The 19,763-nt window shown below is 47.4% G+C and carries 20 protein-coding genes; 15 read left to right on the top strand and 5 right to left on the bottom strand.

What is annotated here, in order from left to right; genetic code table 11:
- Positions 1 to 53 precede the first annotated feature (53 nt).
- Positions 54 to 1,055 carry an ABC transporter substrate-binding protein gene (locus SPIGRAPES_RS14870; RefSeq protein ID WP_014271579.1) on the bottom strand — a complete coding sequence of 334 codons (1,002 nt, stop codon included), beginning with the start codon at positions 1,053 to 1,055 and terminating at the stop codon, positions 54 to 56.
- A gap of 215 nt (positions 1,056 to 1,270) precedes the next feature.
- Here SPIGRAPES_RS14870 and SPIGRAPES_RS14875 point away from each other — a divergent pair, with 215 nt between their 5' ends.
- Positions 1,271 to 2,323, top strand: a complete 1,053-nt coding sequence (locus SPIGRAPES_RS14875; protein ID WP_014271580.1) for a Gfo/Idh/MocA family protein — start codon at positions 1,271 to 1,273, stop codon at positions 2,321 to 2,323.
- 123 nt (positions 2,324 to 2,446) lie between these two features.
- Here SPIGRAPES_RS14875 and SPIGRAPES_RS14880 read toward each other — a convergent pair whose 3' ends face one another.
- Both SPIGRAPES_RS14880 and SPIGRAPES_RS14885 read right to left on the bottom strand, forming a co-directional pair.
- Positions 2,447 to 3,445 carry an ABC transporter substrate-binding protein gene (locus SPIGRAPES_RS14880; protein ID WP_014271581.1) on the bottom strand — a complete coding sequence of 333 codons (999 nt, stop codon included), beginning with the start codon at positions 3,443 to 3,445 and terminating at the stop codon, positions 2,447 to 2,449.
- A 249-nt stretch (positions 3,446 to 3,694) separates the two neighbouring features.
- Entirely contained in the window at positions 3,695 to 3,958 is a 264-nt protein-coding gene (locus SPIGRAPES_RS14885; protein ID WP_014271582.1) for a hypothetical protein, read from the bottom strand.
- Positions 3,959 to 4,094: 136 nt separating this feature from the next.
- On the opposite strand from SPIGRAPES_RS14885, the gene SPIGRAPES_RS14890 reads away from it, so the two are divergent.
- The 8 genes from SPIGRAPES_RS14890 (at position 4,095) to SPIGRAPES_RS14925 (ending at position 11,291) form a co-directional block, all read left to right on the top strand.
- Positions 4,095 to 5,123 carry a 4-hydroxythreonine-4-phosphate dehydrogenase PdxA gene (locus SPIGRAPES_RS14890; protein WP_014271583.1) on the top strand — a complete coding sequence of 343 codons (1,029 nt, stop codon included), beginning with the start codon at positions 4,095 to 4,097 and terminating at the stop codon, positions 5,121 to 5,123.
- 18 nt (positions 5,124 to 5,141) lie between these two features.
- Entirely contained in the window at positions 5,142 to 6,326 is a 1,185-nt protein-coding gene (locus tag SPIGRAPES_RS14895) for a hypothetical protein (protein WP_014271584.1), read from the top strand.
- A gap of 3 nt (positions 6,327 to 6,329) precedes the next feature.
- Complete coding sequence (locus tag SPIGRAPES_RS14900) at positions 6,330 to 6,875, top strand: cob(I)yrinic acid a,c-diamide adenosyltransferase (protein ID WP_014271585.1); 546 nt, start codon at positions 6,330 to 6,332, stop codon at positions 6,873 to 6,875.
- 100 nt (positions 6,876 to 6,975) lie between these two features.
- Positions 6,976 to 7,611, top strand: a complete 636-nt coding sequence (locus tag SPIGRAPES_RS14905) for a CpsB/CapC family capsule biosynthesis tyrosine phosphatase (RefSeq protein ID WP_014271586.1) — start codon at positions 6,976 to 6,978, stop codon at positions 7,609 to 7,611.
- Between the two features lie 43 nt (positions 7,612 to 7,654).
- Positions 7,655 to 8,902 carry an AAA family ATPase gene (locus tag SPIGRAPES_RS14910; protein WP_014271587.1) on the top strand — a complete coding sequence of 416 codons (1,248 nt, stop codon included), beginning with the start codon at positions 7,655 to 7,657 and terminating at the stop codon, positions 8,900 to 8,902.
- A gap of 2 nt (positions 8,903 to 8,904) precedes the next feature.
- Positions 8,905 to 9,546: an RloB family protein gene (locus SPIGRAPES_RS14915; protein WP_014271588.1), complete on the top strand. Its 642-nt coding sequence runs from the start codon at positions 8,905 to 8,907 to the stop codon at positions 9,544 to 9,546.
- Positions 9,547 to 9,553: 7 nt separating this feature from the next.
- A complete protein-coding gene (locus tag SPIGRAPES_RS14920) occupies positions 9,554 to 10,441 on the top strand; it encodes a helix-turn-helix domain-containing protein (RefSeq protein WP_014271589.1) in 888 nt (295 codons plus the stop codon).
- Between the two features lie 13 nt (positions 10,442 to 10,454).
- Positions 10,455 to 11,291 carry an alpha/beta hydrolase gene (locus SPIGRAPES_RS14925; RefSeq protein WP_014271590.1) on the top strand — a complete coding sequence of 279 codons (837 nt, stop codon included), beginning with the start codon at positions 10,455 to 10,457 and terminating at the stop codon, positions 11,289 to 11,291.
- Here SPIGRAPES_RS14925 and SPIGRAPES_RS14930 read toward each other — a convergent pair.
- A complete protein-coding gene (locus SPIGRAPES_RS14930; RefSeq protein WP_014271591.1) occupies positions 11,283 to 12,521 on the bottom strand; it encodes a S41 family peptidase in 1,239 nt (412 codons plus the stop codon). The two genes, SPIGRAPES_RS14925 and SPIGRAPES_RS14930, sit on opposite strands and share 9 nt — an antisense overlap.
- 107 nt (positions 12,522 to 12,628) lie before the next feature.
- Between SPIGRAPES_RS14930 and gltX the strand changes: the two genes are divergently transcribed.
- The 6 genes from gltX to SPIGRAPES_RS14960 are packed head-to-tail and all read left to right on the top strand — an operon-like array spanning position 12,629 to position 19,212.
- Positions 12,629 to 14,113, top strand: a complete 1,485-nt coding sequence (gene gltX / locus SPIGRAPES_RS14935) for a glutamate--tRNA ligase (RefSeq protein WP_014271592.1) — start codon at positions 12,629 to 12,631, stop codon at positions 14,111 to 14,113.
- Position 14,114: 1 nt separating this feature from the next.
- Positions 14,115 to 15,440 carry a glycine--tRNA ligase gene (locus tag SPIGRAPES_RS14940; protein ID WP_014271593.1) on the top strand — a complete coding sequence of 442 codons (1,326 nt, stop codon included), beginning with the start codon at positions 14,115 to 14,117 and terminating at the stop codon, positions 15,438 to 15,440.
- A gap of 10 nt (positions 15,441 to 15,450) precedes the next feature.
- Positions 15,451 to 16,707, top strand: coding sequence for a tyrosine--tRNA ligase (tyrS, locus tag SPIGRAPES_RS14945; RefSeq protein WP_014271594.1), 1,257 nt, complete (start codon positions 15,451 to 15,453; stop codon positions 16,705 to 16,707).
- 30 nt (positions 16,708 to 16,737) lie between these two features.
- Positions 16,738 to 17,715 carry an ABC transporter substrate-binding protein gene (locus SPIGRAPES_RS14950; protein WP_014271595.1) on the top strand — a complete coding sequence of 326 codons (978 nt, stop codon included), beginning with the start codon at positions 16,738 to 16,740 and terminating at the stop codon, positions 17,713 to 17,715.
- A 10-nt stretch (positions 17,716 to 17,725) separates the two neighbouring features.
- A complete protein-coding gene (locus SPIGRAPES_RS14955; RefSeq protein WP_014271596.1) occupies positions 17,726 to 18,511 on the top strand; it encodes an ABC transporter permease in 786 nt (261 codons plus the stop codon).
- Complete coding sequence (locus tag SPIGRAPES_RS14960) at positions 18,499 to 19,212, top strand: ABC transporter ATP-binding protein (protein WP_014271597.1); 714 nt, start codon at positions 18,499 to 18,501, stop codon at positions 19,210 to 19,212. The genes SPIGRAPES_RS14955 and SPIGRAPES_RS14960 overlap by 13 nt, the downstream gene beginning before the upstream one ends.
- On the opposite strand, the gene SPIGRAPES_RS14965 is transcribed toward SPIGRAPES_RS14960, so the two are convergent.
- Entirely contained in the window at positions 19,209 to 19,589 is a 381-nt protein-coding gene (locus SPIGRAPES_RS14965; RefSeq protein WP_014271598.1) for a desulfoferrodoxin family protein, read from the bottom strand. The two genes, SPIGRAPES_RS14960 and SPIGRAPES_RS14965, sit on opposite strands and share 4 nt — an antisense overlap.
- Between the last annotated feature and the right edge of the window lie 174 nt (positions 19,590 to 19,763).

Here is a 19,763-nt window from a genome sequence, read left to right on the forward strand (position 1 = left end):
AACAGAAAAACCGCCGGACTTATTCAAGACCGGCGGTTCATGAAATTGCCAAATTATTTCTGGCTTATTTTTTTGCCGTCTTTAATAAGCACCGCCGCACTGTCTTGCAGTGACTGCGGAATAGTATATCCAAGCTTCTTGGCGGTATCAAGGTTAAACCACAACTCAAAATCAGAAGGATCGGAAAGATATTCGGTTCCGATGGATTTTGGAGACTCACCCTTGAGAACTTTTTCGACTACCTTACCGGTTGCAACACCGATGCTGTAGTAGTTGAAGCCCCAGGCGACCATGCATTCAAGGCCGTCGACACCGGAGGGGTCTGCACACAGAAGGGCTTTGCCTGCCTTGCTGGTTACGTCATCGACAGAGGCGATTGCACTGATTACAGCATTGTCTGTAGCAATGTAGATTGCATCTACACGGCCGATGATGGACTGGGCAGCCATCTTGACTTCGCTTGAATTGCTGATTGCAGCACTGACGAATTGCACCCCGAGGTTTTCACAGGCTTTTTTGGCCATTTCCATCAGGACAACACCGTTTGCCTCGCCAGAAGCGTAGATATTACCGATGGTTTTTGCCCCGGTAAGGTCAACGAGCAATTTAATCTGGGCTTCGACAGGGTTGCTATCGGATACACCGCAAATATTGTCAGCTACAAGACCGGCCTCGACAGGATCTGTGACGGCACTGAAGACGACAGGGGTGGTGGGGAATACGTTTGCCAGGGCCTGGGCCGAGGGTGTTGCGATACCTACTGCTACATCGACTTTGTCACTTTTGAACTTCTGGGCAATAGAAGAGGCAGTGGAGATGTCTCCGTTTGCATTCTGAAGGTCGTAGGAGACTACGAGCCCTGTGGTTGCAAGATAGTCCTGCATTCCTTTTTCCGCTGCATCGAGTGCAGGGTGGGCCAGGAGTTTTGAAACGCCGATTTTATAAGAAGGGGTGCTTGAAGAAGCTACTTCTGCAGTACCATTTGCAAAGACCGGCAGAACCAAGGCTACAATCATGGCAAGCAACAGGATTGTGGTGCGAACTGAGTGTTTCATGTAATTTTCCTCCAATCGTGGAATCCTTTCGTTTTGCGAAACTATAAACACAAATTTACCATTTGTAAATCATTTATGCAACACAATGAATAATAATTCATAAGTTATGCAAGAAAACTATCTAAGACGTTTTATTCTTGGTTCCTGGGATGCTTCTTCCTGTTTGCCAGAGCTTCCCCTCATGCGGTATGATTACAGCTAATAGAGGATCAATTATGGAAAACACACAGACGTACGGCTTTGGGATCATTGGCTTGGGTTCTATTGCCATTACCCATGCCCAGGCAATTAACCAAGCCAAGGGTTGCACCTTGGTGGCAGGATACCATGCAAACAAGGACCGTGCGGAACGTTTCTGCAAAGAACATGGGGGAAAGGCCTATTCTGACCTCAATGCATTCCTTTCCGACCCTAGACTCGACGTCGTAGTTGTTGCAACCCCTTCGGGCATGCATCTGGAGGCCGCTATTGCGGCAATAAGCAGCAACAAGCATGTCATCATCGAAAAACCCCTGGAAGTTACCGTTGCCCGCTGTGACCAGATCATTGACCTTGCCAGGCAACATGCTGTCAAGATAGGAGGAATCTTCCAGTCCAGATACTATGGAGCCTCACAGACGTTGAAAAAAGCAATCGATGAGGGACGTTTCGGCAAGATTACCCTCATGGATGCCCAGTTCAAGTGGTTCCGGAGCCAAGAATATTACGATAGTGCTTCCTGGAGGGGGACTTGGCAATATGATGGGGGAGGGGTTTTTATGAACCAGGGCATACACGCCATCGACCTGTTGCAATGGTTTGGCGGACCGGTAGTGGAAGTGAACGGTACCATAGCGACCTTGGCCCATGAACGGATTGAGGTAGAGGATACTGCCGTTGCCACCCTGCGTTTTGCCAGCGGAGCTTTGGGCATCATAGAAGGCACCACAGGCTCGTATCCGGGTTTCTTAAAAAGGATAGAGGTTTGCGGTACAAAAGGAAGTGCCATACTTGAGGAAGACAGCTTCCTTGCCTGGCAATTCCTGGAAGAACGGGAAGAGGATGCGGATATCCGAAGGATTTTTGGAAAGGACAATGCATCGACTATAGATGCAAGCAAGCCCAGTGGGTTGGACCCAAGTGGCCACCGTGCAGTCTTTGAGCAATTCTCCAAGGCCCTGCGTACGGGAACTGCACTTGATCTTCCGGGGGAAGAAGCAAAGAAGCCTGTGGAAATCATCGAGGCGATTTATAAAAGCGCAAGGGAAAAGACCTCCGTATTGCTATAGCAAAAGTCATCTATAAAATACAGAAAGCCCACCGTTTGACGCAAACCGGTGGGCTTTCTCTCTCTATATATTGGGAATTATGCAGGTTGGAGAACCTCTCCTTTCATATGGGCATATCCGAGCTTATTTGCTGACCTGCCTCTTTTGTCCGTTTTCAATCAGTATTGAGGCTTTTGACAGCAAATCCGCATCTATTGCAATGCCCAATTTCTTTGCATTGTCCAGATTGAACCAGAGTTCGAACTGCGTAGGGTCGTTAAAGAAGATTGCTCCGATATCCTTGGGTTTCTCCCCCTTGATGATGCGTTCCACGACTTTACCGGTCTCAACGCCAACGGTGTAGTAGTTGAAGCCCCAGCTCATGAGAAAGTCGATATTCTCGCTACTGGTCGTGTCTGTATTAAAGAGTGGGACCCCTGCTTTGTTGCATACTTCACTGACGCTGGATATTGCACTTACCACCGTGTTGTCTATCGCGATATACATCCCGTCCACCCGGTCAATAATCGAGAGGGCAGCCATTTTGACTTCGCTTGAATTGCTTATTGCGGCAGCGACGAACTTGACCTGGTACTCTTCGCAGATCTGTTTTGCCAGTTCCATCATGGCAACCCCGTTTGCCTCGCTGCTGGTATAGATCATGCCGATACTTTTCGGTTTGATAAGGGAAAAATAGGTTTCCAGTTGCAACCTGACCGGGTTGAGGTCGGATATGCCGCATACATTGGTATCTTCTGTCCTGTCATAGTTTGCTACAAGCCCAGCCCCAAGCGGATCTGTGATTGCTCCGAATACTACCGGGATATCAGTGAAAACCTGGGCAAGGGCCTGCGCTGGTGGGGTAGCAATCCCTATGACTAGGTCTTTGCCATCGCTTTTGAATTTCTGGGCAATTGCAACCGCTGTCGATATCTCGCCATTGCAATTCTGTTTGTCGAAGGTTACTGACAAGTCTGTAGTGGCCAGGTAGTCCTCGATTCCCTGTTCGATGGAATCCAATGCAGGATGTGAGACCATTTTCGAGATTCCGATATTGGTTGCGTTATTCTTGACTTCGGCATTGGATTGGGCAAAAAGCATTGCAGGTACCAGTAAAAAAGCGATAAGCATTGTTTTTTTCATGGGAAGCTCCTCTTGTAATAATGTTACTATAAACAGAAACACTAGGGATGGCAAGTATCTTTCTATAGAAACACTATTTTTTTCTGCAAGGAATTCTGTTTCCTTCCGTGCAGGGCAAAAAAAGTTGTTCCGTATCGTTATAAACGTGTCTTCAGGTTATCTGGCTTCCCAAACATAGATACAGCCTCCCGTCACGGGGAGGCTGTGTTACATACACTGAGATCATTACATCAAAGGAGGCGAGAAGGGTTATTCCTCATCAAGGTCGTCGAATTCATCATCATCGAAGAATTCATCTTCGAATGACTCATCCCCATCAACCATGAAGCCGTCGTCGAGGAGTTCTTCATCCTCTTCCTCTTCAATGATTTCATCGTCATCATCACTGAATCCGATTACATCTGGGGCTTCGATATCATCTGCGAGATATTCGTCCTCATCGTCTTCCAGGCGACTGAAATAACGGTTCTCTTCGTCATCCAAATCGTCTTCTTCGTCACGGTATTTAGCCATGCAAGTACTCCTTCCCAATCAACTACTACTACACTATACAACATAAAAGAAGCTATATGACTTGTCAATCAGTTTGCCACCGTTCGATACCTCATCATTACTGGACAGCCTACAGGAGCACTGCTATGATGCAGATATGAATGACAATATCGTATACCTGACGGTTCCTATGGGAGATCCTGCCGGCATCGGACCTGAGATAGTTTTGAAAGTGATTGCCCAGAATGATTTTCTCCCCAATGTTGCACTGGTGTTTGTTGCTGACAGACAGCTTTTGGAGCTCACGGCTTCGCGTCTTTCCCTTCCCTTTTCCTTTGATGCAATCGTGGGCGATGACCCTAGCCTGCGTGAGGCGATGCAAAGGGGGGCCAGGACAATTCTCTATGCCCTTGGTTTGGTGAACCTGCAACAGTTTTCCTTCGGTCAGATCAGTGCAAATTCAGGTAAAGCTGCCTATGACTGTGTCGCCAAATGTGTGCAATTGGTCACCGATGGCCTTGGCCAGGGCATCGTGACCCCTCCTTTGCATAAAGAGGCTTTGAAAAAAGCACAGGTGCCACAGATTGGTTATACCGAGATATTGTCATATCTTACCGGCACTGAGAACGCTGTGACTATGTTCGACACACTGGGGATGAAAATATTCTTCCATACCCGTCATCTTTCCCTTATTGAAGCGTGCAAGGCAGTGAAAACAGAGAGCATATTGCACACGATACTGACCTGTAACGAGATTAGTACCAGGTCATCGGCCTTCAATAGGAACCTAAGCCTTGCAATTGCAGGGTTGAATCCCCATTGCGGGGAGCATGGGTTGTTTGGCAATGAAGAGCAGGAGGCTTTGGTTCCTGCAGTGCTCAAGGCGAGGGAGCTGGGGGTTTCCATTGAAGGCCCCATAGGTGCAGACTCTGTATTCTACCAGACGAGAATGGGGAAATACCGGGCAGTCATATCTCTCTACCACGACCAAGGCCATATTGCCGCAAAGACCTTGGATTTCAACCAGACCATATCGGTCACCTGGGGGCTCCCGTTTCTGAGAACAAGCGTAGACCATGGGACAGCCTTCGATATCGCTGGAAAAGGAATAGCAAACAGCCAGGGAATGGCCCGCGCTATTTTAGTCGCTTCAGAATATTTGATTTCAAAAGAATGTATCCAATAATTATTATAAGGAAGACGTATGAAAAAGAAGTTGGCCCTTGCCGTATGCCTGATTTCCCTTTTGACTCTGTTTGTGTCCTGTAGGACAACCCTTTCTGTAAGGCATCTGGTTCCAGGAGAGATGGATCTGAGCAACTATAGGACAATTGCCGTTGCCTCGACAGATGGGTTTGGTTTTCCCTATGGGAGCCCTTTGTCTTCCTGGGTAAGGGGAGGGTCTGAGAACCAGTATAGTCTGACAACCGGTTACCGCGGTGGACTCTCTGACCAGGTTGCAGACTTGGCTACGACGTATCTGATGGAGACCTTGGATAAAACACACTATTTTACCATTCTCAACCCGAAGACAACAGATGCCTATATTGCCATTGGTCTCGGCGGGGACGATGCTATCTCTTTGCTAAAGGCAAAAGGTGTGCAGGCCATCCTTACCAGCGCCATCAGTTACATGGACTGCGAGGAGAATATCTATGGCAGGGATGTGAGCAAATGGGTAACCGAAGCCGATCCGAATGATGCAACGAAAACCATATCGTATTCAAAGGTAGTGGAACGGCAGTACTTTCTGAAACAGGAAGCCACCGTGACGTTCAACTTTTCCTTGATGGATATCAATACGAAACAAACCTTGGTATCGCGATCTTTCACTTCCAAGGACTCAAAGGAAACTCTGATAGGAACCAGAACCTACCATGACCCCATAGACAACAATCCAGCCACCTATACCGACCGGCTTACCTATTCTTTCGGGTACGCCCCCTCGTTCTTGCCCTTGTTCGAGAGAATGCTCTCTTCCTTCCAGACAAACATAGGGAAAACCCTTGCACCGTCCTACGAAACCGTTCATCTATCCCTTATGCCAAACAAACCCAAAAACAATCTGGCAAAGAGTGGATATAAGCTTGTTGAGTCAGGCTCCTTGAACTCTTCTTATTCTTTGTTCCGGGATATCTGGGACCAGGAAATGCACACTCCCAGCGGCTATAACGCAGCTTTGATCCTCGAGGCTCTCGGCGATTTGCCCGGCGCAATCGATCTGATGCAGGAGGTCTGTGACTATAGTGGCAATGAGGCCTGTTACGAGCAGATTGCAAGAATGAAATCTGCACTATCCAAGGAAGGCCAGGCTGCTAAACAGATTTCCGGAGAAGGTTCTGCCAATGATTCATCAGTGACCAGGACGCAACTGATAACCGTGGAGTAAACGATGCAAGGAACAAACAAGCCCTTGATTCTCCTTTATACGGGGAATGGGAAAGGAAAGACTACTGCTGCCATGGGGCAGCTGATGCGCGCCTTTGGACATGGTGCCAAATGTGCCGTTGCCCAATTTATCAAGGATGATCCGGAAAAATTGGATATCGGCGAGTATCGTACAGCCAAAACCCTTGGGGTTGCCTGGAAAAACTTTGGATGTGGTTTTACCTGGGAAGGGGATAACGACAAAGTCAACGCAGAACTTGCAAAAAAAGGCTGGGAGCAGGTCAAGCGATGGATTTCTACAGGGGCCTTTGAGATGATTGTCCTTGATGAATTTACGTATGCACTTTCACTTGGATATCTCGATACTGAACAGGTTTGTATCTGGATAGAAGACCATAAAGGAAAAAATGATTTCCCCCATTTGGTTATAACGGGAAGAGATGCACCTCCCCGATTGCTGGCCATAGCAGATATGGTCAGCGAGATTGTGGAGATCAAGCACCATTTGACCAGAACAGGAAGAAAATCAGAGGCAATGATTGAGTTTTAGGCCATCAAAACCAAATGATAGCCTAAAATGCAAGTTAGTATTAATTATTCTTCCCCATTTGCACTAATCTGGGTATAATCTCATGTAGGAGTAGTGTGAGATGGGAATTTGTGATTTGCATTGCCACTTGTTGCCGGAGATAGATGATGGATCTGTTTCTCGAGAAAACTTCGAACGAATGTTACAGTTGTATCGAGAGAGCGGAGTTGGTTCAATTGCTTTCACCCCGCATGTGTACAATCCTTATGTCACTACCAATATCTCAATGTTAAGGGGAACGTATGAATGGGCTGCATCCATTGCCTCTTCGATGGGACTTGTAACCTATCTTGGCAGTGAGCTGTTCGTGGGGACTCAAAAAGTACTCAAAAGCGTTCCTATCAAAAATACCTATTCGTTAGTGGAATTTGGGATCAACCTCCCTCCTGCAAATCTTTTTGAACGGCTTGAAGCCCTTGCAGGGACCGGTTTGACCGTGATTGTTGCCCATATTGAGCGGTATCGTTGGCTTTCAGTGGAAAGCCCCTTGCTCGCCCGGTTCAAGGATCTTGGCGCTTTGGTTCAGGTCAATGTAGAAGCAGTTGAGAGTGGATTGGCATTGCCTTACTTGCATGCTGGTCTTGTCGACATAATAGCAACCGATAACCATGGGGAGGAAAGCCTTCCCGGGCGATTGCTTTCAGTATTGGGTAATTGGCCTGAAGTGTACCAGAAGATGGAACGCATGGGGCTATGAAGTTACAAGGATCTCTCCCCCTAGGGGCAAAAGGAGGTGGCTTATGCTACTGGACATGACTATTGCGAACTTTAAGTCCGTGAAGTCTCCCCAGACTATTTCGTTTGAAGCTATCAGGGACAATAGGCTCTCAGAATCCAAAGTGGTGGTAGTTAACGAAAAGCTGAAATTGATCAAAACGGCCGCAATCGTAGGACCTAACGGTGCTGGTAAAAGCACGTTTGTCAGGGCTCTTGAGGCGCTCAAAGGCATCGTTACCGCCTGTGAGGGGACTGAGAATCCTCTTCTCGTCCTAGCCGGTACCTCGTTTGCCTATTCCGAAGTCAAAGGCCAACCTGCCACGATCATTATCAGGGTTCTCCTTGATCGCGGCGATGAGACGCGTGAGGCTGAGATTGCACAATACACCCTGGTTGCCGACCGTGAGAAAATATATGAAGAGTCGTTGTACTATATTTTCGGAAGGTCAAAAAAGTTGATGTTTGAGCGAAAGCTCATAGAATCGGTTTTGGTTGAACCTACCGAGGACCTCACCTATAAATACCGTTGGGGAAAAATGTACCGTGGTGAGAAAAAACGTCTGGTAAACAAGGTTGATGAGAAGCACTCCTTTTTGGCTGCCTCCAAGAACAAGGGAAGCGATACGACAACCCCGTTGTATACCTGGATCGAGGAATCCTTGCATCTTTTACCCATGGGCGTGTCGAATATTTCAGAAAAATATCTTATTCAGCAACTGACTGAACACCCCCAGTGGGTACAGCAACTCATAAATTTCCTCTGGAGTGTCGATATCACCGATATTCGTGATATCAGGGTTAAGGATGACCGTTTGATTTTCGTCCATACCAATGTCACCCAGCATTATGCCTCTTTCTTCTCTCTGGAAAGTTTGAGCCTCAGGCGTCTTTGTCTTATTGGTGTCGCTTTCTTTGAAAGTTTCATAAAGCCCAGAACCTTGATCATCGATGATTTCGGAATGCTCCTGCATCCTGATGTGCTTGCCCATATCGTAGAGATATTCGAAGCCTGCAATACAGGGTATGGATCACAGATGCTCACGGTTGACTGCAACCCTTCCTTGCTACGGCCCAATTTGATGCGGCGTGACGGGGTGTACTTTGCAGAGAAAGACAGCGAGAGCGCCACTGTGTATTTCAGCCTGGCCAACTTCAAGTATTCCCGGAGCAAGGATCGTACCCAGTCTCAATATATGAGCGGTGCCTTTGGTGCTTTGCCGATCCTCTCGGAGTTTTGTTTCGTTGATGGAACCAAGGATAAGGAGGTCTAACCATGGCAAGAAAAAGAATCAAGGAAGAACCTCGCAAAACAATTCTGATAGTCACGGCAACCGAATCGGAAGCTCTGTATTTTTCCCAGATGCGCAAGGACTGCAGGTTTTCGAATATGACTGTGCAGTGGGTAGAGAAATACAAGGATCTTACTGATTTGGTCAATATTTCCTCACGGATGCGCGGTGCTGGGAATTTTGCATCAGTCTGGGTTGTCTTTGGTCTTTCAGACCTGGAAATCACCCCTGAGGAAGTTAAGGCCTTGCTTCCGTATGCCAAGAAAAAGAAAGTAAAGCTCGCCTGGACAAATCCATCCTTCTCGCTTTGGTACCTGCTTCACCTACAAACCCCCCGTGGTTTTGTAGCGGAGTCCCAGACCATTGCCAAAGCCCTTGAAACCCCTCTGGCCGGTTTTTCCAAAGAGCCCGCCTATCTGCTTACCGACGGGTTGAACCTGCATCTGAAACTGTATCCTTACAAGGCACGGGCTGCAGTGAATGCAAGCAACTATAACAGTTTGGTGGAAGCCCGCCTGGGCTTGCCGGCAACTAACCTTATTTCCCTGTTCAATGACATAACCGATGTCTGCGGACTTGCCGATTTGACTCATAACCAAAAGCAACTCGGCATGAAAAAGAGCTGAGGAACCTGTGAATGGAGTAACCCTTCTCGTCTATATGCTTGCGTTTGCCATAGGCTGTATGACTTTGGCACTAGCTGTAGTGTATTGTATCCAGAGCCCTCATACCTGGACAAAATATTTTATCATCTGCCATGCATCCCTTTTGGGATGCATGATGTTCCTTGCTTTGCAACTTATATCGAGTTTATTCCTTTCTGGTCAAACCTCTGTGGTAATCGGGTATGTAATTGAGGGCATAATTATCGCAGATATTACGTTTTTGACGGTTTTTATCCCGTATTTTACGACTTGGGTAATCGCTCAGCCCTGGAGGAATCCCTACAGGCTGTTGTTTTTCTGTCTCGGCGGAATCTATCTTGCCTGTGGTGTTCTCAATGTAATTTTTGAAATCAAGATCCTTTCGGATATAACGATACTGCTTTTTGTATTTGTCGTTGGGTTTTGCCTGATTGTCATGTTGAAAAATATCAACTCGATCGAAGATAAACGGGCCAGGGCCACTTGCTTTGCAACCATTATCGTGAGTGCCACAATGCTTCCGGCCATTATGCTCGCCCTTTTCTTCCCTGCGATCAAGCCCCTGATGTATGGTATTTACTTTTTGGCATTTTCCATAACCATTATGACCTTTCTCTTTATGGAATTCACAGGACGTAGCAGGGAGATGCTTCAGGCAAAGAAAGAACTTACCCTTGCAGACCTTGAGCCCTATCATATCACCGAGCGTGAATTCGGGGTAATCCAGCTTATCAGCAAGGGTTTGACCAATAAGGAAATTGCAAGCGAACTGAATATCAGTGCCAATACGGTAAACAATCATGTTGCCAATATTTTTTCCAAGGCAAAGGTTCGTAGCAGAATCGATTTGCTGAATTTGCTTAAACAGCCTTGGTAAGGAGGAGATTCCCATGCATATAAGCTATGATGTATCTGACTGGACGAGAAAACACTATCAGGACAAAGGACCCGTACGTATGTGTGCGCGCCCATGGAAAATGGTTCATGACGAAAAGGCAGCCAAGGCTGTCCTTTGCTGTCATGGTTATACCGGGTATCCGGGAGAATTGATTAGGCCTGGCAAAGACCTCTATGAGGCTGGTTTCGATGTCTATGCGGTCAGATATCCCGGGCATGGGACTACAGGCGAGGATTTTCTGCAAAGCAAGGCAGAGGATTGGATCGGGGTTGCCTATGATGCCTATGCAGAGTTGAAAGATCAGTATGAAGAGGTGTATTTGGTGGGGCACTCCATGGGTGGGGCCATCGCTACGATTATCAGCGACGCCTTTGATGCGAAACGGTTGGCCCTTCTCGCCCCTGCCTTGGTTATACCTTCTGTTCCGGTTGCCCGGATTCGGTTTTTGCGGCATTTTGTCACGAAGACAAAAAAAGAATGGAAACGCGATCCCCTATACAAATTCTATTATGAAGGGGATCCTGATGACGATGCTTTTTTGGGAAGCCAATACTGGTCGTTCAATTATCCGAAATCTATTTGGGAGTTGGAACGGGTACGCGCTCAAGCAGTAGCTTGCCTTGATCACCTCAAGGCTGATACCCTTTCTATCAGCGGGGGCCTTGATGTCACCATTCCTGAGGAGGCCTCAGTACTGGTTGTTGGCAAGAAACTGGGCAAGAATAAGCATTTGCATATTCCCACTGCTACCCATCTGATGCCCTATGATAAAGATCTGAACGCACAGGATGAAGCAATGAAAGCCGTGGTAGACTGGCTGTCAAAGTAGGGTAGCCACTACTGAGTCTATGCCATTGAGATAATCGCCAAGGGTTTGTTCAACCAAGATGTCGGGTTGCAAGGAACCCTTGGTTTTTTTATCCATCACAAAGTGCTTCGAAGAATAATAGAGTGTGTTGCCACTATTTTCCAGTAGTTGGGTTTTTACTTCCCCAAAGTGGTTCACGCTCCCTCCTGTGTCATCGCCCACAAGGGTGCAGAGTGTCCTTTGCTTGCATTGGACCGCATTCATGAGTGCTGAGGAAAAGGTTCCCCCCCCTATAAGTGTGAACAGTGTAAGCGGTTGTTCTTTCTGTATGGAAGCTATTTCCTTGATGAAAGGTTCCAGCAGGGCAGAGTTCCCTCCGCCGTTGAAACGGAGGTCTAACAGCAGGGTATCGCTTTTTTCGGTACGGATGATTGTGGTGACTTCGCTGATGAATTGCCAAATCGGGTAATCTGGATCATTTGAGCATGAGTTGTATTGGATGAACAGAGTGTTTTTCCCCATCCTGAGATACCGATACGGTTCGCGGTTAGGGAATGTCACCGGATAGGTTTTTGGCTGTAAGGTCACAAGTTTGTCTTTGTTTAAGTTTTCAATGGGTACGCTTTGCAGTGAAAGGCAGCTTCCTTCCCTGGTTTCGATATAAAGGGGTTCTCCTGGTTTTGCCAGGTTTGTAAAAACCAATGCCGAAGGAAGGTTCATAAGATTTGGTAACGATTGTTGGAGCCAGGCTTCATTGTCATGGCTGACAAGAACCGATAGGGCTGTTTCGACCTCTTGCATCGAGTATCCATTCAAAGAAGAGATTTCCTCCCCAAGATGTGCACTGTATGCATTATCGATTGCCCCAAGGTAATAGTGCCCGGCAAATCTGGAAAAGGCCAGGGGGAAAACGCGGAGGGTTTTCTGCATTTCCCCGGACATGGCCAGGGAGGTGTGGCTATCCCCCAGCTTCGCTAAAAGGCTTCTCATTGCAAAATATTGCATTGTTGCATCTCTGTCGTCATAGAGGTTTTCCGTCGAGATAGCCAGGTCAATGAATTCCTGTCTGCCAATCTGGGAATACGGATCAGGATGGTTCGCCTCAAGGGTCTGTACAATATTCGCCAAATCCTTTGCAAAGGGGGTGTCCCCTCCTGTATAGGGAACCATGCTATTACAGGAGATAAGTGTACTGGCTAACAAAACCAATACATAAGGCAATAGGGTTGGGGCAACAAGTCTGGTTTTCATTTACCTGAGTATATCTAACAGCCAAAACCCTTGCAAGCGCGATACTCCGTTGTTGCTATAATCCTTTATTTGCGATACAACAGTACCATTAAGAGGAGTAAATTCCGATGGAAGTCCGAGTTCGTTATGCCCCTTCCCCGACCGGTTTACAACATATCGGTGGTGTTAGGACGGCTTTGTTCAATTATTTCTTCGCCCGTGCCAACGGGGGGAAGTTCATTTTGCGTGTTGAGGATACCGACCAAGAGCGGTATAGCGATGAATCACTCCAGGATCTGTATGATACACTCTCCTGGTTGGGTATTTCTTGGGATGAAGGTCCCATTGTGGGTGGTCCCTGCGGCCCCTATATCCAGAGTGAACGATTCGAATTATATAAGAAATATGCAGAGCAACTGGTTCGTGACGGAAAAGCCTATTACTGCTACTGCTCAAGTGAAAGGCTTGAACAGCTTCGCAGTGAACAACAGGCAGCGAAGAGCGAGCAACAGGGCTATGACCGACATTGTCGCACGCTTACTGATGAGCAGCGCTCTGCATATGAGCGTCAGGGAATTAAACCGGTTATCCGGTTGAAAGTACCCCTTGACGGAAAGACTACGTTCCATGATGTCCTGATGGGGGATATTACCCGTAGGAACCGTGATGTGAGTCCTGACCCTGTTCTGCTTAAGAGTGACGGTTTCCCTACCTATCACCTTGCAAATGTCATTGATGACCACATGATGGGCATAACCCACATCATGAGGGCCCAGGAATGGATTCCTTCCGGGCCTTTGCACATTCTGTTGTATGAAGCCTTTGGTTGGGAACCGCCTTTGTATTGTCATCTTCCTATGGTTATGGGCAAAGACGGCCAGAAGCTTTCCAAGCGCCATGGTTCCACTTCTGTCCGTGATTTCAGGGAGAAGGGATATCTTCCCGAGGCTTTGATGAACTATGTAAGCCTTGTCGGTTGGTCCTATGACGGGCAACGGGAATTTTTCAGCAAGCAGGATTTGGAACAGCTTTTCTGCCTGGAGAAGATCAACAAGGCCCCAGGTGTGTTCGATTATAAGAAACTCGATTGGTTTAACGGCCAATATATCCGTCAGAAGGACGATGCAGAACTTTCATTGCTGCTGCTGCCGTATCTGGAGAAAGCGGGTTTTGTCTCCCTGCCCCTTACCGAGACACAACAGGAACGTCTTTCTTCGTTGGTGCCTGCTGTCAAGGAACGTATGAAAGTGCTATCCGATGTCGTAGAGCTTTCCAGGTTCTTGTTCGAGGAGCCAAATCTTTGCGACCCCAGTGCTTTCTGTGGGAAAGGCGTGGACCTTCCTACGACGTTCACAGCCTTGGAGAAGGCTTATGCAATTTTGCGTAATGGCTTGGAGACAGGTTTGGAAGACAGTATCATCGAAAGCCAGCTGGTAGACCTGGCCACTTCAATGGAGATTAAAGTGAACGGGGTGTTTATGCCCATCAGGGTAGCGATTACCGGTAGTTCGGTTAGTCTTCCTTTGTTTGACTCGATCCGCCTGCTTGGGCAGGGGAAAACGTTCGATAGAATTGAAAAAGCATTGGCATTGCTGAAAAGTGAGGTACGGTAAAATGGCAGAAGTGACAATGGACAAAATTGTGTCCCTATGTAAGCGTCGTGGTTTTATTTTCCAGTCAAGTGAGATTTACGGCGGATTGAACGGCGCCTATGACTACGGTCCGATGGGGGTTCAGTTGAAAAACAATATCCGTGATTTCTGGTGGAAGGAAATGACCCAGATCCATGATGGTATTGTCGGTCTTGACGCTTCAATTTTGATGCATCCCCGCGTATGGGAAGCCAGTGGCCACGTTTCGAACTTTACCGACCCTATGGTTGACTGCAAACAATGCAAGTCACGTTTCCGGGCCGACCAGATCGACCTCAACGGTGCCTGTCCGACCTGTGGGACAAAAGGTAGTTTTACCGAGCCCAGGAACTTCAACTTGATGTTTGCAACCCATATCGGGGCAAATGCCGATGCTGGTTCTACGATTTATCTTCGTCCGGAAACTGCCCAGGGTATTTATGTCGATTTCAAGAACGTTGTACAGTCGAGCAGGGTCAAGATTCCCTTCGGCATTGCGCAGATAGGCAAATCATTCCGCAATGAAATTACCACGAAGAACTTCATTTTCCGCTCCTGTGAATTCGAGCAGATGGAAATGCAGTGGTTCTGCAAACCCGGTACCGATGAGCAGTGGTTCCCCTACTGGCGGGAACAGAGAATGGCTTTCTACCAGAAGATGGGCATTAAGAGCGAGAACCTGCGTTGGCACCAGCATGGTCCAGACGAACTTGCCTTCTATGCCAAGGATGCCTATGACATCCAGTTCCTCTTCCCAATGGGATGGCAGGAACTAGAAGGTGTGCATAGCCGAACCGATTACGACTTGACCCAGCATCAGACCTTCAGCGGCAAGGAAATGAACTACCTCGATCCCGAGACCAATGAACGGTTCATCCCCTACGTTGTCGAGACTTCAGCCGGTTTGACCAGAAATGTATTGATGGCCCTCAGCGATGCCTACGACGAACAAGAACTTGAAGGTGGGGACGTAAGAACGGTTCTGCATTTCCACCCGCGTCTTGCCCCGGTTACCGTTGCTGTCCTGCCATTGGTAAAAAAGGATGGTATTGGGGAATTTGCAAACGAACTCGAGCATACGCTTCGAGAGGATTTTGCAACATTCTTTGACCAGAGCGGAGCTATCGGAAGAAGATATCGCCGAATGGATGAGATTGGTACCCCGTATTGCGTTACCGTTGACTACGATACACTCAAGGACAATACCGTTACCTTGCGTTTCCGTGACTCTATGGAACAGAAACGTGTAGCAATCAGCGACCTTGTTGCCACTATCAACCAGGCGACAAAGGATTACAAACGTATCTAGGGGGATAGCAATGAATGAAGCTCTTCAGACTTTGATGGACCGGGGGTTTATCAAGGCATGTACTGATATCGATGCGCTAAGCGACCTTATGGATAAGGAAAAGGTGAAATTCTATGTCGGGGTCGACCCGACTGGAAAATCACTGCATGTCGGACATATGGTACCTTTTTTTGCGATGCACCATCTCCAGCTTGCCGGGCATAATCCTATTGCCCTGGTAGGCGGAGGGACTGCCATGATCGGGGATCCCTCGGGAAAAACCGATATGCGTAAAATGCTCACTCCCGAACAAGTCAGGGAAAACTGTGTTTCGATCAAGGACCAGCTCGGTACTGTTGTCGATTTTTCCGAGAACCCTGAAAAAGGAATGGGCAAAGCTGTCATGCTTAACAATGCCGACTGGTTGTCTTCTCTGAACTACATCGATTTTCTCAGGGAAATCGGGCGGCATTTTTCTGTCAATCGAATGCTGACATTCGAATCCTATAAACAGAGACTCGAGCGAGGGCTTTCATTCATTGAATTCAACTATCAATTGTTGCAATCTTTCGATTTCCTTACCCTCTACCGTAATGAAGGTTGTCGCCTCCAGATCGGTGGTGACGACCAATGGGGAAATATTGTTTCGGGAATCGAGTTGATCCGAAAGACCGAAGGTGCGGAATGCTACGGCCTTACCTTCAATCTCATTACCCGCTCCGATGGGCATAAAATGGGTAAGAGCGAAAAAGGTGCTGTTTTCCTGGACCCTGAGATGTTCAGTGCCTATGATTTTTACCAGTACTGGCGTAATGTCAATGACGCAGATGTAATCAGGTTCCTCAAACTCTTTACCTTCCTTCCCCTTGCAGAAATTGCTTCTTATGAAAAAGAAGGGGTTAATATCAATGATGCCAAGGAAAGGCTTGCCTATGAACAGACTAGGATAATCCATGGCGAACAAGAGGCTGAGAAGGCCCGTGCTGCTGCCTCTGCCATGTTTGGCGGAACTGGGCATGGTATCGAAAGCCGTGAGGGTATGCCTTCGCATGAGATAACACGTTCTGAGCTTGAAAAGGGCATAGGGGTCCTTGACCTTTTTGCCAGTACCGATCTTGCTGCAACCAATAGCGATGCCAGACGTCTGGTAGCCGGTGGAGGTGCCTGGGTCAGTGACAAGAAAATCGAGGATCCTAAGGCTTTGATTGATTCTTCCTATCTTGATGAACATGGGGAGTTGTTACTGAGGGCAGGTAAGAAGCGATACTATCGAATTGTAGTAAAGTAATGAGGTAGTAAGCCCCAAGGGAGATTTTCGATGAAAAAAGTTCTTGTTTTTATAATGCTTGCCTTGCTAGTACTGTCTTTTGCCAACGCCCAGCCAATGTACGAAGAGCGTCTCTCCAATGAACCTGTCAAAGCCAATATTGCAGTAATGGCCGGTCCTACCGGTTTCTCTTCGGTTGCCCTTTCTTTCAATGACGGAAAAATCAATGACTCGGTAGTTGCCGAGATTTCAGTCTATCCGTCTCCGAATGAAGTCATTGCCAGGCTCGCAAACGGTGAGCTTGACTTTGCCTGCCTTCCGACCAATGTTGCAGCCAATATGTACAACAAGGGTGTGAAGGTCAAGATTGCCGCGGTTGTCGGCAACGGCATGCTCAGTGTCATCTGTAGCGATGGATCAGTAACCGATTATACAGGGTTGCTGGGAAAGACTATAAATGTTCCCGATGTGGGGAGCACTCCCGACCAGCTTTCCAAGCTTTTGCTGATGAAAGCCGGTCTTGAGAACGGAAAGGACCTTGTCCTGGACTATTCTGTGGCTTCGCCGGCACAGATTTCCCAGATGCTGATTGCAGGGAAAATTTCCCTTGCAGTGATGCCTCAGCCCTTTGTCTCTATGGTTTTGGCCAAGAATCCGAAAGCAAAAATCGTAGCAGACATCCAAGACCTCTATGCACAGGTATCCGGTATGGAAAACTATCCCATGTCTGTATTTGTCGTGACTGACAAGTTTGCCCAGAATCATCCTGTTGCAACCCAGTCGGTTCTCGAGGCCTATAAGGCATCTGTTGCCTGGGTGAATGCTAATCCAGCGGAGGCCGGACAAGCCATTGAGAAAATCGGTATCATGAAGGCTGCCTTGGCCGCCCCTGCCATTCCGTATTGCAATCTTGTCTATGTTCCCGCAAAGGAAGCAAAGGCGCAGGTACAGGCATTCTTTGCATCACTCTATGCCTTTAGTCCAGCCTCTATCGGTGGTTCCATTCCCTCAGATGCCTTGTATCTGTAAAAGGTAGCCTATGAAAGTTCGGACGAAGCGAAATCTGGTTGTCTTTGGCTCCTCTTTGTTGCTGATTGTGATTTGGCAATTGGGGGCTATGGTTCTTGATAGCCAGATTTTACTTCCCCAGGTAGGCCCTGTAGGGAAGGCTCTGGTTGCATTGGCTTCATCCTCTCCGTTTGCCTTGCATGTCGGTTTAACCGTATCCAGGGCATTGGAGAGTTTTTTTATCATAGTCATAAGTGCAACATTTTTAGGAATCCTTGCAGGGGGAAGCCCCTTCTTTTCCTTGTTTGTAAAGCCTCTGATCGTAGTGCTCAAAGCTGTACCGGTGATGAGTATCATCCTGCTGGCATTTATCTGGTTCAGTAGCGGGACGGTTCCTCTCTTTTCAGCCTTTCTGATGGGTTTTCCCGTCATGTTTGTGCAAATTGAGCAAGCCTTTCTCCACATGGATAAAAATCTTGAACAGATGTGTGACCTCTATGACTTCTCAACCTCTCTGAAAATTCGGCATTATGTAATCCCTTCTCTGGTTCCCTTCTTCATAACTGGGGCACGTACCACACTCTCTATGGTGTGGAAAGTGGTTATCGCAGCTGAAGTGCTGACTGTTCCCCGCTATGGCGTGGGTGGGCAAATGCATCTTGCCCAGGTACAGTTGGATACAGAGTTCGTACTCTCCTGGACTTTGGTTGCCATTTTACTGACAGCCTTGGGGGATTTGGCTTTTGATGGGCTTGTAGCACTTGCGGGGAAATTGAAAAAACAACTGGATAAGCGGAGATTGCCATGCGATTTGTAGAAGTCTCGAAGCGGTTTGGCGACAATATAGTGTTCGACCAGTTTTCGCTTGCTATTCAGCCAAAAACTATCATGGCAGTCGTTGGTCCTTCCGGAATGGGAAAAACAACCCTGTTGCAGATGGCTTCAGGGCTTCTCGTCCCTGACAGCGGGGCAGTGGTAAAGGAAGAAGGGGAATCGGGCTCTGTTAGCTATCTGTTCCAGGAACCACGTCTGTTGCCACAGGGAACCGTATTCTCCAATGTGGAACTTTCCCTGCATAAAGCGTTCCCTGACAAGAAGGAACGTACCGATGTTGCGATGCATTATTTGAATCTGGTAGGGTTGCATGACTTTATTGCCTATTATCCCAGGCAATTGTCCGGGGGTATGCGCCAGAGGGTGGCGATAGCCCGTTCCTTCGCCCATCCCTCTGCTGTAATACTGATGGATGAGCCTTTCCAGAGCCTTGATATCAAACTACGATACAATCTACTTGATTCGTTTGTTTCGCTTTGGAACGAGAGTCCTAGGACGACAATTTTTGTTACCCATGACCCGAAGGAAGCAGTATTAGTCGGTGATAGCGTCTGCTGTCTGGGAAATCCGAAAGAACCCAATCTCCTGTTCAAAATACATATTCCCCGCGAAGCGAGGAATATTAGTGATTCTGAATTGCTTGGCCTTGAATCCAAGCTTGTCAAAGCCCTGGTAGAAGCCTAGAGCTTTACTTCCCAGAGGCCATGAAGGTTGCAATAGGCAAACACTGCAAGTGGCTTGTCTGCTTCAACCATAAAGACAGCATGTGGTTTTCCATCGATAACCGGGTTCTTTCTTTGTCCACCGTGCTCGGTCTGGAGATAAATCCATCCGATATGGTGTTCTTTTGTCATGGGATGATCAACTGAACCCACATTGACAGTAACCTTATTGCCTTCTACTTTGACAACTGGTACATGTTTTTCTTTGGCTGCATCAACGGTATTTGCCTTGATAAGCATCATTTCCTCGCCGCAGCAGGAAATAGCAGGACCATGGTCCTCTACTTTGGCCACAATGTTACCGCAATGTTTGCAGATGTAGAATTCTTGTTCTTTCATGGTTTTCTCCTTAGATAATATTCACCTATTTACATAGATGTCCGTTTATAGGCTAGGGTAATATCCTGTAGCCAAGGGTGCGATACATCAAACTCCATTGGTTACTATATACTTAATAGTACTGTAATTTGAGCAAAGCGTATAGCAAATTCTGGAATTGCGGGTTTCAATGAG

Source organism: Sphaerochaeta pleomorpha str. Grapes, from assembly GCF_000236685.1.
Taxonomy (GTDB): domain Bacteria; phylum Spirochaetota; class Spirochaetia; order Sphaerochaetales; family Sphaerochaetaceae; genus Sphaerochaeta; species Sphaerochaeta pleomorpha.